This is a genomic window from Simplicispira metamorpha, assembly GCF_004341365.1.
In the GTDB taxonomy this organism is placed as follows: domain Bacteria; phylum Pseudomonadota; class Gammaproteobacteria; order Burkholderiales; family Burkholderiaceae_C; genus Simplicispira; species Simplicispira metamorpha.
In genome coordinates this window covers 1-13,720 of sequence record NZ_SLXH01000024.1, presented here as the reverse complement: position 1 = coordinate 13,720, position 13,720 = coordinate 1, and the positions used below count along the sequence as shown (strand labels likewise).

Annotated in this window: 17 protein-coding genes; 11 read left to right on the top strand and 6 right to left on the bottom strand. The window is 66.3% G+C overall.

The annotated features are described in order from the left end of the window. Positions 1-114: 114 nt before the first annotated feature. The 9 genes from EV674_RS12725 to EV674_RS12690 all read left to right on the top strand — a co-directional run bounded on the left by EV674_RS12725 (position 115) and on the right by EV674_RS12690 (position 6,445). Positions 115-519, top strand: a complete 405-nt coding sequence (locus EV674_RS12725) for a guanyl-specific ribonuclease (protein WP_119013729.1) — start codon at positions 115-117, stop codon at positions 517-519. A gap of 114 nt (positions 520-633) precedes the next feature. Beyond that, a complete protein-coding gene (locus EV674_RS12720) occupies positions 634-1,059 on the top strand; it encodes a barstar family protein (RefSeq protein ID WP_119013730.1) in 426 nt (141 codons plus the stop codon). A 62-nt stretch (positions 1,060-1,121) separates the two neighbouring features. Beyond that, positions 1,122-1,250 (top strand): hypothetical protein, encoded by a 129-nt coding sequence (locus EV674_RS17930; RefSeq protein WP_277749425.1) that lies wholly within the window; start codon positions 1,122-1,124, stop codon positions 1,248-1,250. Positions 1,251-1,305: 55 nt separating this feature from the next. Further along, positions 1,306-2,688 carry a DNA repair protein RadA gene (radA, locus tag EV674_RS12715; protein ID WP_119013745.1) on the top strand — a complete coding sequence of 461 codons (1,383 nt, stop codon included), beginning with the start codon at positions 1,306-1,308 and terminating at the stop codon, positions 2,686-2,688. A gap of 87 nt (positions 2,689-2,775) precedes the next feature. Further along, complete coding sequence (locus tag EV674_RS12710; RefSeq protein ID WP_119013731.1) at positions 2,776-3,180, top strand: glycerate kinase; 405 nt, start codon at positions 2,776-2,778, stop codon at positions 3,178-3,180. Between the two features lie 40 nt (positions 3,181-3,220). Further along, entirely contained in the window at positions 3,221-4,159 is a 939-nt protein-coding gene (locus tag EV674_RS12705) for a branched-chain amino acid transaminase (RefSeq protein WP_119013732.1), read from the top strand. Positions 4,160-4,161: 2 nt separating this feature from the next. Beyond that, positions 4,162-4,368, top strand: a complete 207-nt coding sequence (locus EV674_RS12700) for a zinc-finger domain-containing protein (protein WP_119013733.1) — start codon at positions 4,162-4,164, stop codon at positions 4,366-4,368. Beyond that, entirely contained in the window at positions 4,368-5,171 is an 804-nt protein-coding gene (locus EV674_RS12695; RefSeq protein WP_119013734.1) for a glycosyltransferase family 2 protein, read from the top strand. Before EV674_RS12700 ends, EV674_RS12695 begins: the two co-directional genes overlap by 1 nt. 35 nt (positions 5,172-5,206) lie before the next feature. Then, entirely contained in the window at positions 5,207-6,445 is a 1,239-nt protein-coding gene (locus EV674_RS12690) for an O-antigen ligase family protein (protein WP_241524967.1), read from the top strand. 3 nt (positions 6,446-6,448) lie between these two features. On the opposite strand, the gene EV674_RS12685 is transcribed toward EV674_RS12690, so the two are convergent. Beyond that, positions 6,449-7,450, bottom strand: a complete 1,002-nt coding sequence (locus tag EV674_RS12685; protein ID WP_119013747.1) for an NAD(P)H-dependent flavin oxidoreductase — start codon at positions 7,448-7,450, stop codon at positions 6,449-6,451. A gap of 90 nt (positions 7,451-7,540) precedes the next feature. Here EV674_RS12685 and EV674_RS12680 point away from each other — a divergent pair, with 90 nt between their 5' ends. After that, positions 7,541-8,401, top strand: coding sequence for a LysR family transcriptional regulator (locus EV674_RS12680; protein ID WP_165887100.1), 861 nt, complete (start codon positions 7,541-7,543; stop codon positions 8,399-8,401). A 50-nt stretch (positions 8,402-8,451) separates the two neighbouring features. On the opposite strand, the gene EV674_RS12675 is transcribed toward EV674_RS12680, so the two are convergent. The 4 genes from EV674_RS12675 to EV674_RS12665 form a co-directional block, all read right to left on the bottom strand. After that, positions 8,452-9,711 carry an ATP-binding protein gene (locus EV674_RS12675; protein WP_119013736.1) on the bottom strand — a complete coding sequence of 420 codons (1,260 nt, stop codon included), beginning with the start codon at positions 9,709-9,711 and terminating at the stop codon, positions 8,452-8,454. Further along, entirely contained in the window at positions 9,698-9,832 is a 135-nt protein-coding gene (locus EV674_RS17925) for a hypothetical protein (protein ID WP_279389238.1), read from the bottom strand. The genes EV674_RS12675 and EV674_RS17925 overlap by 14 nt, the downstream gene beginning before the upstream one ends. A 1-nt stretch (position 9,833) precedes the next feature. Further along, complete coding sequence (locus EV674_RS12670; protein WP_119013737.1) at positions 9,834-10,550, bottom strand: response regulator transcription factor; 717 nt, start codon at positions 10,548-10,550, stop codon at positions 9,834-9,836. Positions 10,551-10,736: 186 nt separating this feature from the next. Further along, on the bottom strand, positions 10,737-12,143 hold the full coding sequence (locus EV674_RS12665; RefSeq protein ID WP_374761687.1) for an AmpG family muropeptide MFS transporter: 1,407 nt from the start codon (positions 12,141-12,143) through the stop codon (positions 10,737-10,739). Between the two features lie 124 nt (positions 12,144-12,267). Between EV674_RS12665 and EV674_RS12660 the strand changes: the two genes are divergently transcribed. Further along, complete coding sequence (locus EV674_RS12660) at positions 12,268-13,089, top strand: M48 family metallopeptidase (protein ID WP_119013748.1); 822 nt, start codon at positions 12,268-12,270, stop codon at positions 13,087-13,089. A 15-nt stretch (positions 13,090-13,104) separates the two neighbouring features. Here EV674_RS12660 and EV674_RS12655 read toward each other — a convergent pair whose 3' ends face one another. Beyond that, on the bottom strand, positions 13,105-13,614 hold the full coding sequence (locus tag EV674_RS12655; protein WP_119013739.1) for a hypothetical protein: 510 nt from the start codon (positions 13,612-13,614) through the stop codon (positions 13,105-13,107). Between the last annotated feature and the right edge of the window lie 106 nt (positions 13,615-13,720).

The following is a 13,720-nucleotide window of genomic DNA, read 5'->3' as shown; positions in this document are numbered from 1 at the left end:
GTGCCCCCAGGGCCTGCCTAAATATTGGGCAGGCCCTTGCTTTTCAGGGGGGTTTGCGTCACACTAGCGCCTTGAAATTTCGGGTAAACCCGTAGTTTCCGAAAGGTGTATTCAATGCTGAAGGCCATAGCCAAGCGGGTGTGCGAAGCGGGATTTGCGGGCGTTCTGGGTGCTGCGCTGGTGTTTACACCCATGGTGGGGCTGGCGCGTACCACCCCCGACACCGAGGTGATCAGCACCATTGCGCTGGCCGATTTGCCCGTTCAGGGGCGCAAAACCTACGCCCTGATCCATGAGGGTGGGCCATTTCCCTACGACAAAGACGGCTCCGTCTTCGGCAACCGCGAAAAAATACTGCCAGCCAAGAAACGCGGCTACTACAGGGAATACACCGTTCGGACGCCCGGCGCTCGCAATCGCGGGGCCAGGCGCATTGTGTGCGGCGGCAAGCCCCAGGTTCCCGATGCTTGCTACTACACCAGTGACCACTACTCCAGTTTTCGCGAAATCGTGCAATGACCCGTGCCGCACGGAGCGGTCTGTTGCCTTCCCCTTTTGATTCATCCAGGACACAGCCGTACGCGGTTCGCCGGGGTGCCCCCAGTTTTTGGACTTTAAGAAAGAGAAGCGGAGATGGATATGCCACTTCGTAAGGATCAAGACCCCCCTTTGCGCGGCGTGCGCGCCAATATCGTGCAGTCCATTCGCGCTTTTCGCGTGCAAGACCTGCAAGATGCGGCCGTCGCCCTGGGGCACCATTTCCTTTACGCCAACCTCGCCCATGCACAGACCAAACAGGATGTGCTGGATCTGATTGCACAGCAGTTCACGTTTCCGCCGCACTTTGGCAAGAACTTTGACGCCCTGTACGACTGCATGACCGACCCGCTGCACAAGTCCGGCCCGCAGCCTGGCTTTGTGGTGGTGCTGGAGCAAATTCCGGCCACCGCCAAGTTCGACAAGGAAGCGCGCGAACAGCTGCTGGACATCTTCCGTGATGCCGCCGATTACTGGGGTGACCGCAAGATTGCATTCCGCTGTTTCTATTCTTTTCTGTAGCCCGTTCTGCATCCGTCAGCCAAGCGGAACGGGCCAATGAGGCTACCGAGGCACCAGCCCCTGTGCTGGGCATTGAAATCGAAGCGCAGTCTGCCGAGCCCATGCCCACAGACAAGCTGGTCGATGTGTCTCCCCTGGCGCTGCGCATGAGCAGTCCTTTCAACTCCGGGTACTGGCTGGCAGCGGCCTGACCCTCTTTCTGCCTGCTTGCGGCTGCCTGCGCTGGCGTGTGGGCAGCCGTTTTGCATGGCCAAAGAAAAAACCATCCATACCTGCACCGAGTGCGGCGGCACCAGCCCCCGCTGGCTGGGCAAATGCCCGCACTGCGGCGCTTGGAACACCCTGATTGAGTCGGTGGCCGAGTCCGATGCGCCCGGCAAAAACCGCTACAGCGGCGCCCGCCATGCCGGGCTGGCAGCGGCGCAGCCGGTCACGCCACTGTCGGCCATTGAGGCCACCGACATCGCTCGCACGCCCAGCGGCCTCGATGAGCTCGACCGCGTGCTGGGCGGCGGCATCGTCGAAGGCGGCGTGGTGCTCATTGGCGGCGATCCGGGCATTGGCAAATCCACCCTGCTGCTCCAGGCCCTGGATGCCTACCAGCGCGCGGGGCTGCCCACGCTGTACGTCACTGGCGAGGAAAGCGGCGCGCAGGTGGCCCTGCGCTCGCGCCGTCTGGGGCTAGAGGGCAGCCAGGTGAATGTGCTGGCCGAAATCCAGCTCGAGAAGATCCTCGCCACCATCGAGGCCACGCAGCCCGCCGTGGCGGTGATTGACTCCATCCAGACGGTGTATTCCGAGCAGCTCACCTCTGCGCCAGGCTCGGTGGCGCAGGTGCGCGAGTGTGCGGCCCACCTCACACGCACAGCCAAGGCCACGGGCGTGGCCATCGTGCTGGTGGGGCATGTGACCAAGGAGGGTGCGCTGGCTGGGCCGCGCGTGCTGGAGCACATGGTCGATACGGTGCTCTACTTTGAGGGCGACACGCACAGCAGCTTCAGGTTGGTGCGCGCCATCAAGAACCGCTTTGGCGCCGTCAACGAGATTGGCGTGTTTGCCATGACGGAAAAAGGCCTCAAGGGGGTGGCCAACCCCAGCGCCATTTTTCTGAGCCAGCACAGCGAGCCGGTGCCCGGCAGCTGCGTTCTGGTGACGCTGGAGGGCACGCGCCCGCTGCTGGTCGAGATCCAGGCGCTGGTCGATGGCGGTGGCCCCAGCCCCCGGCGCCTGTCGGTGGGCTTGGAGCGCGACCGCTTGGCTATGCTGCTGGCCGTACTCAACCGCCATGCGGGCGTTGCCTGCGCCGACCAGGATGTGTTTGTCAACGCCGTGGGCGGCGTGCGCATCAGTGAGCCTGCCGCTGACCTGGCGGTGATGCTGGCCATCACCTCCAGCCTGCGCGGCAAGCCCCTGCCCAAAGGTTTTTTGGCCTTTGGCGAGGTGGGACTGGCCGGGGAGGTGCGCCCGGCACCGCGCGGTCAGGAGCGGTTGAAAGAGGCCGCCAAACTGGGTTTCAGAGTGGCTGTGGTGCCCAAGGCCAATGCCCCCAAAAAACCGATTGAAGGCTTGACCATCCACGCCGTGGAGCGCGTGGAAGAGGCCATGCAGGTAGTGCGCGGCCTGGTATGAGACGGAGGCTCCAGCGGGCGTAAGGCGGGCTGGCCGTCTACGTGCTTTCCACCACGGCCTGGCGCGCAGGCATAAGACAATCAAGGGATGAACTGGAGAAATTTATGGATGCCCCTTGTGGGCACGGTGGTGGTCATTGCCGCCCAGCAGATGTATGGCTGGATGGGCGTGGCCGTGGTGGCGGGCGGCCTGCTCATGTGGCTGCTGCTGCACTTCAATCGCACCATGGCTGTGCTGCGCAAAGCCGCAGACCGCCCCATCGGCCATGTGGGCAGCGCCGTGATGCTCAATGCCCGCCTGCGCACGGGGGTGACGTTGTTGCACGTGGTGGCCTTGACGCGTTCGCTGGGCGCCTTGCAGTCCGAGCAGGAGGCGCAGCCCGAGGTGTACCGCTGGACGGATGCGGGTGGCTCGCACGTCACCTGCGAGTTCCGCAATGGCCGCCTGGTCAGTTGGGTGCTTTGGCGCCCCGAAACCACTGCCACGCCGTAAAATCCCGGGTTCTGCGAATGCTGCTACCCAAAGGACACCCATGAGCCCCGTAGTTCCCTCGATGGCCGACCGTGACGGCAAAATCTGGATGGACGGCCAGATGGTCGATTGGCGCGATGCCAAGATCCATGTGTTGACCCATACCCTGCACTACGGCTGTGGTGCCTTTGAGGGCGTACGCGCCTACAACACGGTCAATGGCACGGCCGTTTTTCGTTTGCAAGAGCACACCGAACGCTTGTTCAACAGCGCCAAAATCCTGCGCATGAAAATCCCGTTCACCCAGGAAGCCGTGAACGAGGCGCAAAAAGCCGTGATCCGCGAGAACAATCTGGAAAGCGGCTACATCCGCCCCTTGGTCTGGATTGGTGACCAAAAGCTGGGCGTATCGCCCAAGGGCAACCAAATCCATGTGATGTGCGCCGCCTGGGCCTGGGGTGCCTACCTGGGCGAAGAAGGTATGAAGCGCGGCATTCGCGTCAAGACCAGCAGCTACACCCGCCACCACGTCAACATCACCATGACGCAGGCCAAGGCAGTGAGCAACTACAGCAACTCCATCCTGGCCAATATGGAAGCCACGGACGACGGCTACGACGAAGCCCTGTTGCTGGACGCTTCCGGTTTTGTCTCGGAAGGTGCGGGTGAGAACATCTTCATCATCAAAAACGGCGTGATTTACACCCCCGATTTGTCGGCAGGCGCCCTCAACGGTATTACGCGCAACACCATCTTTCACATTGCCAAAGACCTGGGCCTGGAAGTGGTGCAAAAGCGCATCACGCGCGACGAGGTGTACATCGCTGATGAGGCTTTCTTTACCGGCACTGCCGCTGAAGTCACGCCCATCCGTGAGCTTGACCGCATCGAAATCGGCAGCGGCAGCCGCGGCCCCATCACCGAAAAAATCCAGAGCGCGTTCTTTGACATCGTCAATGGCCGCAACCCGAAATACGCCCACTGGCTCACCAAGGTCTGACCATGTCCCAAGCCGTTGTTGAACTGTTGGCCAAAGACCTGAACGGCCAAGGCGGGGTGTTCTGCCCCAACCCCAAAGCGCAAATGCAGCTCTGGAGCAGCCACCCCAAGGTGTACTTGGACGTGGCGCACACCGGTGAAGCCAAGTGCCCGTATTGCGGCACGGTGTACCGCCTGAAGGCGGGGGAGCATGTCCACCACGGGCACTGATGCCGCAGCCAGCCTCTGCTGGCGTGCCATCGCCCACGCTCACGGTGGCGGTGTTGACGCACAACGAGGCGCGCCGCATTGAGGCGTGCCTGCGCAGCGCTGCCTTTGCCGACCGCCTGGTCGTGGTCGACAGTGGCAGCACCGATGACACCATAGAGCGTGCGCGCGCCATCGGCGCCGAAGTCTTTGTCCACGCCGACTGGCAAGGTTTTGCTGTGCAGCGCATGCGCCAGCTGGCCTACGCCAACACCGATTACGTTTTTTTTCTCGATGCCGACGAGGTGATGTCGAGCGCATTCCAGCAAGAGTTGCAGGCCATTGTGCGTTCGGGTTCGACGGCGGTGTGGCAAATCCGCTGGCGCATGGTGGCCTATGGCCGTGAGCTGCGCTATTTGCGCGCCCACACCAAAGTCGCGCGCCTGTTTCGCCGTGACCAGATTCTGGGCTGGACGGGCGTCGTGCATGAAGAAGCCGTGCTGGCCAACCCCGATATCCCCCGCCGTGTCATGCAGACGCCGCTGTTGCACCATGCCCGCGACAGTGTGCGCACCAGCCTTGAAAAAATGACCCAATACGCCCTGCTGGGCGCTGCCAAGCGCGCAGCACAGGGCCAGCGCGGCGGCGTGCTGCGCGGCTTGCTCGCCGGGGGGGTGATGTTCTTGCGCATGTATGTGCTGCGCCTGGGTTTTTTGTGCGGCGGTGCGGGCTTTTTGTACTGCCTGTTCATTGGTCTGGAAGCATTTTTCCGGTATGCGGTGTTGTTTTATGACCGCGATACGCTCACGGATCGGGCGGGCCGTTGAAAGCCCATCCGCTTTTCTGGCCTCAGCTCACCGCTGTGGCCGCCTTCATGGTGCCGGGGCTGGCGCTGTGGTTGCCGTCGGGCTACTCCTGGGGCGCGGTGCTGCTGCTGTTGTGCAGCCTGGCCACGGTGCCCGCCTGGTGGCGCCGCCCCGCAGGTGCGGCCCGTACAGGCGCTTGGGCACTGGTCGCTGCCATCACCCTGATGGGGCTGGTGTGGGCGCTGGACGTGGACGCTGGCCACGGCCTGCGCCACCTTGACCGCGCCAGCAAATACCTGCTGGCGGTACCTTGTCTGTTTTACTTGCTGGTGTATCCGCCCCCTGCGCGCGCGCTGTGGTGGGGGCTGGCGGTGGGCGCCACGGGCAGCGGGTTGCTGGCCTTGTACCAGGCCGATGTGCTGGGCGTGGGCCGCGTGGCTGGTTTCACCAACGCCATCCAATACGGCAACCTCAGCCTGGCGCTGGGTGTGATGTGTGGCCTGGTGTTGTGCGCTATGGGCGGGGTACTGCGCCGCTGGGCCGTGGCTGGATTGGCTCTGGGCCTGTTGCTGGGGCTGCTGGGCTCGTTGCTGTCCATGTCGCGTGGCGGCTGGCTGGCGCTGGGCCTGAGTTTGCCGCTGTGGCTGGCGCTGCTGTGGCGCTGGGGACACCGGCGCACGCTGTGGCGCGCCGCTGGTTTGTGCGCGCTGGCCGCTGCGGCTGCGCTGGTGCTGCAAGGCCCCGAGCTGTCGCAGCGCTGGGGCACCGCGCGCGCCGAGGTGCTTGATTACGCCCGCCATGGTCAGGCCGGCTCATCCGTAGGCCAGCGCCTGGACCACTGGCGTCTGGCGTGGGCCATGGGTTGGGACAAGCCCTGGACGGGCTGGGGCCGCACCGGCTATGTCCTGGAAAAACAGCGCCGCGTGGCCGCAGGACAGGCCCATCCCTTCGTATTGCAGTTTGACCACGGCCACAACGAAGCGCTGGACTTGTTTGCCAAGCGCGGCCTGCCCGGTGTGCTCGCTTTGCTGGTGCTGTATGCCGTGCCGTGGGCCATTTTCTGGCCCACCCGGCGGCGCCTGGCGGCTGACTTGCATCGCCCTGAAGGCACCGCACTGGCGCTGCGCCTGGTGGGGCTGGCGCTGCCCGTGCTCTACCTGGGCTTTGGCCTGACGCAGGCTTTTCTGGCGCACAACAGCGGCAACATGTTCTATTTGTTCATGGTGATGCTGGTGTTTGCGGCGCTGTACGCGCCCTGCGCCCATGCGCCAGACCGGGGCCGCCTGCGTACCTGAGCCTCAACGCGGCGCCAGCCGTGCCCGGGCCTGCGCGTCCATGCGGGCGATCAGCTCGGCGGCGCCGGGCAGATCGTGGATCAGGCCCACGGCCTCGCCTGCGGTGGCGTGGGCGGCGCTGAAATCACCCGCTGCCACGCCCGCATCGTAGGCAGCGCGCGCCTCCTCGGGGGCAGCGCGCAGGGCGTCGATGCGGCCCTCCCACTGTCGGTGCAGCGGGTTGCGGATGGCGCGGAAGTCGTAGGGCGCGGGCCAGTTCTTGCGCCGCAGGATGTCAAAAATGGCCGTGCGTGCCGTGCCATCGCCATCGGTTTGCACGGCCAGCGCCTTGGCGCCTGCCGGTGCCAGGCTCTCTTGCGTGGCCCACAGGCGCGATCCGACCAGCACGCCATCAGCGCCCAGCACCAGCGCCGCCGCCAGCGTGCGGCCATCGGCAATGCCGCCAGCGGCCAGCAGCAGGGTGTCGGGGCTGTGCGCGGCCAGCCAGTCGGCCAGCTCGGGCACGAAGGTGAGCGTGGCGCGGCCATGGAGCGCATCCATGCCGTGGCCACCTGCTTCGGCGCCTTGCGCCACGATGGCGCTGGCCCCGGCCTCTATCGCCTGCGGTACTTGTGCCATGCACTGCACCTGGCAGATCAGCGCCGCGCCGCTGGCGGCAATGCGTGCGCCGTAGGGGCGCGGGTCGCCAAACGAGAGCATCACCGCGCGCGGGCGCTGCGCGGCGGGCAAGTCCAGCACCCAGTCGAGGGCCGAGGCATCCTCGTCGAGCTTCCAGGTGATGAAGCCGCAGCCGATGCGGCCAGTGTCGGCGGCTTGCAGTGCCAGCTGGTATTCGCGCTGCGTCCAGGCCAGGTCGCCATAGCCGCCGCCCACCAGCCCCAGGGCACCGGCGCGGGCGCAGGCTGCCGCCAGCGCGCCACCGGAGGCCAGGGCCATGGGGGCCAGTGCCACCGGGGTGGTCAGGCCAAAACGGGCAGAAAAACGGGAGTGTTGAAGGTGTGTCATGGAGGCCATTGTCTTGGTGCCCTGCGGGCGTGTCCAACGCATAAGATGGATGGTTTCCATCGCTGTAGCCGATGGATTGGGAGGGTTTTGGTGGATTTTGTCGATTTGCAAACCTTTCGCGCGGTGGTCGATCACGGCGGTGTCACGGCGGCGGCCAGGCACCTGCACCGCGTGCAGTCGAGTGTGTCGGCGCGGTTGGCGGCGCTAGAGCAGCGGCTGGGCAGCGCGTTGTTCGAGCGCACAGGCAAGCACCTGCGCCTGACACCCGAGGGGCGCCACCTGTACGAGCGCAGCGCCGCGCTGGTGCGCGATATGGATCGCCTGCGCGCGGAATTGGCGCCGGGCGCCGGGGCCGGATTGCTGCGCCTGGGCGCCATGGAGAGCACCGCTGCCGCGCGCCTGCCCCTGCCGCTGGTGCAACTGCGCCAGAGCTGCCCGCGCCTGCAACTGGTGTTGCGCACGGGCACCAGCGCGGCCTTGCTGGACGGGCTGGCGCGCGGTGATTTCGATGCAGTGCTGGTGGCAGGCCCGCAGCACCCTCCGTCCACGCTGCACTGGCAGGCTGTTTTTGAAGAAGAGTTGGTGCAGGTGGCGCCCCTGCATGCCGGGGGCCAGCACGCCCTGGTCACGTTCAGTGCCGGTTGCGCCTACCGTGCCGTGGCCCAGGCCTGGGGCGCGGCGCAGGCGCAAAGGTGGGGCGCGGTGGTGGAGATTGGTTCTTACCACGCGCTGCTGGCTTCCGTGGCCGCTGGCATGGGCGTCGGGTTGCTGCCGCGCTCGGTGCTGGCGCTGTGCGATACCAGCGCTGTGGTGGTTCACGACTTGCCCCCGGTCTATGCGCGCCAGACCACCTGGCTGGTCAGCCACAGCGATGGCTGCTCTCCAGCGCTGGCAGCGCTGCGCGCTTGTCTGGGCCTGATTCCGCCAGAGGGTGTGGCAAAAAAGCTATAAAAATAATAGCTGCTTGCGCTTATTGCATAAGCCTCAGGGGCTGTTTTGGCTTATATGGAAGTGGATGCTGGCGGCAATGGCGCTGCCCCCGCCTGCAATGGCAGCCGCAGCACAAAACAGGCGCCGCCGCCTTCGCGGTCTTCGCAGTGCACGCTGCCGCCGTGGCGCTGCGCAATCGAGCGCACCAGCGCCAGCCCCAGGCCCACGCCACCGGCGCGCTCGCTGGCGCCGGGCAGGCGGTAAAACGGCTCAAAAATGCGCTCGCGCAGGGCCTCGGGCACGCCGGGACCGTGGTCGTACACGCGCACTTCGGCCAGGGCGCCGCTGCGGCGCAGGGCCACGGTGATGTCGCCCTGGCTGTAGCGGCGGGCGTTTTCCAGCAGGTTGCGCAGCGCCCTGCGCAAGAGCTTGGCTACACCCGCCACCTCCAGCGCGTCGGCGCTGGCGTCCAGGTCGGCATCGACGCGGGCGCATTCTTCGGCGGCCAGGCCCACCAAGTCCACCAGTTCGATGGTGCCCACATCGGCCTCGCGCGCATCCAGGCGGCTGGCCAGCAAAATCTCGTCCACCAGCTGGTCGAGTTCGGCAATGTTGCGCAAAATTTCGGCGCGAAAGTTGGCCGAGGGCTGCTCGCCGCCCATGAGTTCCAGCCCCATGCGGATGCGCGTCAGCGGCGAGCGCAGCTCGTGCGAGGCGTTGGCCAGCAGCGATTTGTGCGACTGCACCAGCGCCTCGATGCGCGCCGCCGCTGCGTTGAACTGGCGCGACAGGTCAGCCACTTCATCGTGGCCTTGCACGGGCACGCGCGCGGCCAGGTCGCCTTCGCCAAAGCGCTGCACGCTGCGTTGCAGCACCTCCAGGCGCGAGAACAGGCGCCGGATGATGGGGAACACGCCCACCGCCACGGCCAGCCCGACCAGGCCCAGCATCCAGACAAAACCAAAGGGCGGGCGTGTCCAGAAGGCGGCATCGGCGCGGTGTCCCGGGCCGCCGCCGGGGCGCTCGCTGCGCGGCGGGCGCGGGGCCATTTGCAAGCGGTAGGTCTGGCCGTCGGGGGCCTCGATGCGCAGCTCCAGCCCCTCGCCGGGTGGGCCGGGCACGCGCGTGGCCAGCCCGGCCACCAGGGGCTGGCCCTGGGCGTCGCGCAGCACGATTTCGCGCGGCGGTGGTGTGGCCGCCTGCTGGGCGTTTTGTTCGGCGGCAATGCGCCAGGCCCAGCCCACCACCAGCGTCAGCACGGCCACGCCGCCCACCACCGCCAGCCAGATGCGCAGGTACAGGCGGCGCGAGAAAAGATCAAACATCGCCATGCCCTGCGCCCTGAAAATTGGGCAGGTGCAGCTGGCGCAGCCCCCGCCAGGGCCGCCATGCAAGGGCCGCCGCCTCTGGTGGCAGTACGGAGGCGCGCAGCGCCACAGGGGGTTGTGTCACGTCAATCCTGCTGCTTGGCAAACACGTAGCCCACGCCGCGCACGGTGAGGATGCGGCGCGGGTTTTTGGCGTCCTGCTCGATGGCGGCGCGGATGCGGCCCATGTGGACGTCGATGGAGCGGTCAAAGGCCTCCAGCTCGCGCCCACGCACGGCCTCCATGATCTGGTCGCGCGTGAGCACGCGGCCCGCGCGCTCGGCCATGGCCACCAGCAGGTCGAATTGGTAAGAGGTTAGTTCAGCGGGCTGGCCCGCCACGGTGACGGTGCGCGCGTCGCGGTCAATCTCCAGCGTGCCAAAGCGCATCAGCTGGGCGGCCGGGGCGGGGCCGCCCTCGCGCCGGCGCAGGATGGCGCGGATGCGCGCCAGCAGCTCGCGCGGCTCAAAGGGTTTGGGCAGGTAGTCGTCGGCGCCGAGTTCCAGGCCGATGATGCGGTCCATGGGGTCGCCCTTGGCCGTGAGCATCAGCACCGGCACGCGCGCCGCCGGGCCGGGCAGGGCGCGGATGCGGCGGCACACGTCCAGCCCGTCCATGTCGGGCAGCATCAAATCCAGGATGACCAGATCGGGCAGCGGCGCGCCGCCCTGGCTCTGCAACTGCGCCAGGCCGCTGCCCCCATCGCCGCAGTGCGCCACCTGCATGCCCGACTGGCCCAGGTATTCGCCCACCATCTGCGCCAGGCGGGTGTCGTCTTCAATCATCAGCAGTTGTGCGGTCATGGCAGGCCCAAATGGTCAAGAGAAGGGGGCAAGATCACCCAGCGAAGGTGCTGTGCCGACCCGATGGTGGCACCTGCGCATCTCGCAGCGTTGAAGTGGCCGTAAAGCTGGGGTAAACCAGCGGCGCTGGCACGGTGACTGTGCCGCTGGTTTACTCCAAAAATCATAGCTGTTAGCGCACACTCATCAAGGCTTAGGGGCTGATTTCATTCTGGAAACCACCGCCACCAGCACCAGCACCGGCAGGCCCAGCAAGGCGGTGCTGATAAAAAACTCGGGGTAGCCGTAGGCGTCGACAAAGCGCCCGGAGAAACCCGCCAGCCATTTGGGCAGCAGCAGCATCATGGAGCTGAACAGCGCGTACTGCGTGGCCGAGTACTGCACATTGGTCAGCCCCGACAGATAGGCGATGAACGCCGCTGAGGCGATGCCCCCGGCCAGGTTGTCGGCAGAGATGACAAAGATCAGCCCCGTCACATCGTGGCCGCGCGTGCCCAGCCAGGCAAACAGCAGGTTGCTGGCCGCGCTGAGCACGGCGCCCAGCATCAGCACGCGCATCACGCCCAGGCGCATGGCCAGCGCCCCGCCCACAAAGGCGCCCACCAGCGTCATGACCACGCCATACACCTTGGTGACGGCGGCCACTTCGTCCTTGGTGTAGCCCATGTCCACATAAAACGGGTTGGCCATGATGCCCATCACCACATCGCTGATGCGGTACACCGCAATCAGCGCCAGGATGAGCACGGCCTGCCAGCGGTAGCGCGTCAAAAAGTCGGCAAACGGATCAATCAGCGCGCCGCGCAGCCACTCCATCAGGTTGCGCGACGGCGCCAGCGGGCGCTGCACGGGCTCTTTGGACAGCAGCACGGTGAGCGTGCCCACCAGCATGGAGGCGGCCATGATCAGGTAGGCCGTTTGCCAGGCGCCGTGCTGGTAGCCGCTGGCGCCGCTCACTTCGGCCCGCGCCGCCACCCACAGCACGCCCGCACCGGCCCAGATCATGGCCAGGCGGTAGCCCGTCTGGTAGGTGGCGGCCAGGGCGGCCTGGTGGTCGGTGTCGGCCGATTCGATGCGAAACGCATCCAGCGCGATGTCTTGCGTGGCCGAGCCAAACGCCACGGCCAGCGCACACCACACCACCGGCGCCAGCGCCACCCGGGGGTCGTTGAAAGCCATGCCCGCCAGCCCCGCCATGATGGCCAGCTGCGACAGCAGCAGCCAGCTGCGCCGCCGCCCCAGCCAGCGCGTGAGCAGCGGCAGCGGCATGCGATCGACCAGCGGCGACCAGACCCACTTGAAGGCGTAGGCCAGCCCCACCCAGCTCAGGTAGCCGATGGTGGTGCGGTCAATGCCCGCCTCGCGCAGCCAGAACGACAGCGTGCCCAGCACCAGCAGCAGCGGCAACCCGGCGGCAAAGCCCAGCGTCAGCATGCGCAGGCTGGCGGGCTCCAGGTACACGCGCAGCGTCTGGCGCCAGGGCGGGCGGGGGTGGGGGGCGGCGGTGGATGTGGTGGAGGTCGGCAGGGGGCTGGTGGCCGTGGCAGCGGCGGCAGAGGCTGCGCTGGCGGAATGGTCTGGCATGGAAGGCATCCTTTTTGCCTATTATTGGCCCATGTGCCTGTTTTGCCCCCGCCCCTTGATCGCCACTGGTGCAGCCGCCGACGCCACCACCTGCCTGGCGCGCGGCGGCGCCACCTCTGCCGTGGCCGCCGATATGGCCGCGCGCGGCCCCTGGTCGGCGCGCCGCGCTTTTGTGCTCAGTGCCGGTGCGCTGGCCGCTGCGCCCGCGCTGGCGCAGGTGGATGTGGGCGCGGCCTCGGTCATGCGCCGTCTGGTGCCCGCCGAGACGCTGGAGGGCGCCGCCACCCAGCAATACAGCCAGATGCTGGAGCAGGCCCGCGCGCAAAAGGCCCTGGCCCCTGCCAACCACCCGCAGTTGCAGCGCCTGCGCGCCATCGCCCAGCGCCTGGTGCCGTTTGCTGCGCCCTGGAACCCCCGCGTGCGCGACTGGCGCTGGGAGGTCAACCTGATTGGCAGCCCGCAGATCAACGCCTTTTGCATGCCCGGCGGCAAGATCGTGTTCTACACCGGCATCCTCGACAAACTGCGCCTGACCGATGACGAAGCCGCCATGGTCATGGGCCACGAAATGGCCCACGCCCTGCGCGAGCACGCCCGCGAGCGCATCGCCAAAACCCAGGCCACCAACCTGGGCCTGCGCCTGGGCGCACAGCTGCTGGGGCTGGGCGACCTGGGCCACCTGGCGGCCAACCTGGGCGGACAACTTTTGACGCTGCAATTCAGCCGCAGCGACGAGAGCGATGCCGATCTGGTGGGCCTGGAGCTGGCTGCGCGCGCCGGGTACCACCCCGCCGCCGCCGTGAGCCTGTGGCGCAAGATGGGCGAGGCCAGCGGCGGCAAAAGCGGGCTGGCGTTTTTATCGACCCACCCCAGTGGTCCCCAGCGCATCCGCGAGCTGGAGCAGAACGTGCCCAAGGTGCAGGGCTTGTATGACGCGGCGCGGGCGCGGGGGTAGTGGGGCGGTTCTGACCTACTCTGTACTGACTGCCACTATCAATGCGTCAAGAACCTGTACCTTGCTGCGCGCCTTCTCCAGGGAACTGAGCTGGAAGTGCTTCTCGTAATAGCGGGCCTCTGTCGTATCTCCCGGCGCCTGCTTTTGCAGCGCGTTCTTGCACAAGTTGGTGGCAGTTGGTGCGCGCTTGCCAAGAATCGCCAGCAAGGTCGCCTCAATGGCGGGCACAGAAACGATGGTTTCGACCTGTGCGCTTTGTAACCACTGTTGTTCTGCCGCCGTGAGCGGAATATCGGCGTCCAGCACGGCAATCCGATGGTCAAAGTCGGCTGTCTGCGCCACCGACTTCAGCTTGTCAATCACCCCTTGCGGGCCATGCCCGTGGGCATTGCGGATGCTGACGGACAGTTGCATCCCTCGGCGGTAGTAGAGGCTTTTGAGATGGCCGACAAAAGCTTCTTCCGTCTCCCCTTCCACCACGACGAGCACGGTGCGGTTGGTCTTGCGCAGCGGTCGTTTGGCCATGTGCTGGCCTTAGAACGTGTTCAAAGTCTTCCGGGATCATGAGAAGCTCGGGAAATGAGAAAGAGCTATCCAAGCGACATCAGCCATACACAATTCGAAGTCATCA

Excerpts from the sequence above, each read along its gene's own strand:
- EV674_RS12725 (WP_119013729.1), top strand. The coding sequence starts at position 115 with ATGCTGAAGGCCATAGCCAAGCGGGTGTGCGAAGCGGGATTTGCGGGC.
- EV674_RS12685 (WP_119013747.1), bottom strand. The coding sequence starts at position 7,450 with ATGACACACCTTCAACACTCCCGTTTTTCTGCCCGTTTTGGCCTGACC.
- EV674_RS12655 (WP_119013739.1), bottom strand. The coding sequence starts at position 13,614 with ATGGCCAAACGACCGCTGCGCAAGACCAACCGCACCGTGCTCGTCGTG.
- EV674_RS12710 (WP_119013731.1), top strand. The coding sequence starts at position 2,776 with ATGAACTGGAGAAATTTATGGATGCCCCTTGTGGGCACGGTGGTGGTC.
- EV674_RS12695 (WP_119013734.1), top strand. The coding sequence starts at position 4,368 with ATGCCGCAGCCAGCCTCTGCTGGCGTGCCATCGCCCACGCTCACGGTG.
- EV674_RS12675 (WP_119013736.1), bottom strand. The coding sequence starts at position 9,711 with ATGGCGATGTTTGATCTTTTCTCGCGCCGCCTGTACCTGCGCATCTGG.
- EV674_RS12665 (WP_374761687.1), bottom strand. The coding sequence starts at position 12,143 with ATGCCTTCCATGCCAGACCATTCCGCCAGCGCAGCCTCTGCCGCCGCT.
- radA (WP_119013745.1), top strand. The coding sequence starts at position 1,306 with ATGGCCAAAGAAAAAACCATCCATACCTGCACCGAGTGCGGCGGCACC.
- EV674_RS12700 (WP_119013733.1), top strand. The coding sequence starts at position 4,162 with ATGTCCCAAGCCGTTGTTGAACTGTTGGCCAAAGACCTGAACGGCCAA.
- EV674_RS12660 (WP_119013748.1), top strand. The coding sequence starts at position 12,268 with ATGGCCGCGCGCGGCCCCTGGTCGGCGCGCCGCGCTTTTGTGCTCAGT.
- EV674_RS12720 (WP_119013730.1), top strand. The coding sequence starts at position 634 with ATGGATATGCCACTTCGTAAGGATCAAGACCCCCCTTTGCGCGGCGTG.
- EV674_RS12705 (WP_119013732.1), top strand. The coding sequence starts at position 3,221 with ATGAGCCCCGTAGTTCCCTCGATGGCCGACCGTGACGGCAAAATCTGG.
- EV674_RS12670 (WP_119013737.1), bottom strand. The coding sequence starts at position 10,550 with ATGACCGCACAACTGCTGATGATTGAAGACGACACCCGCCTGGCGCAG.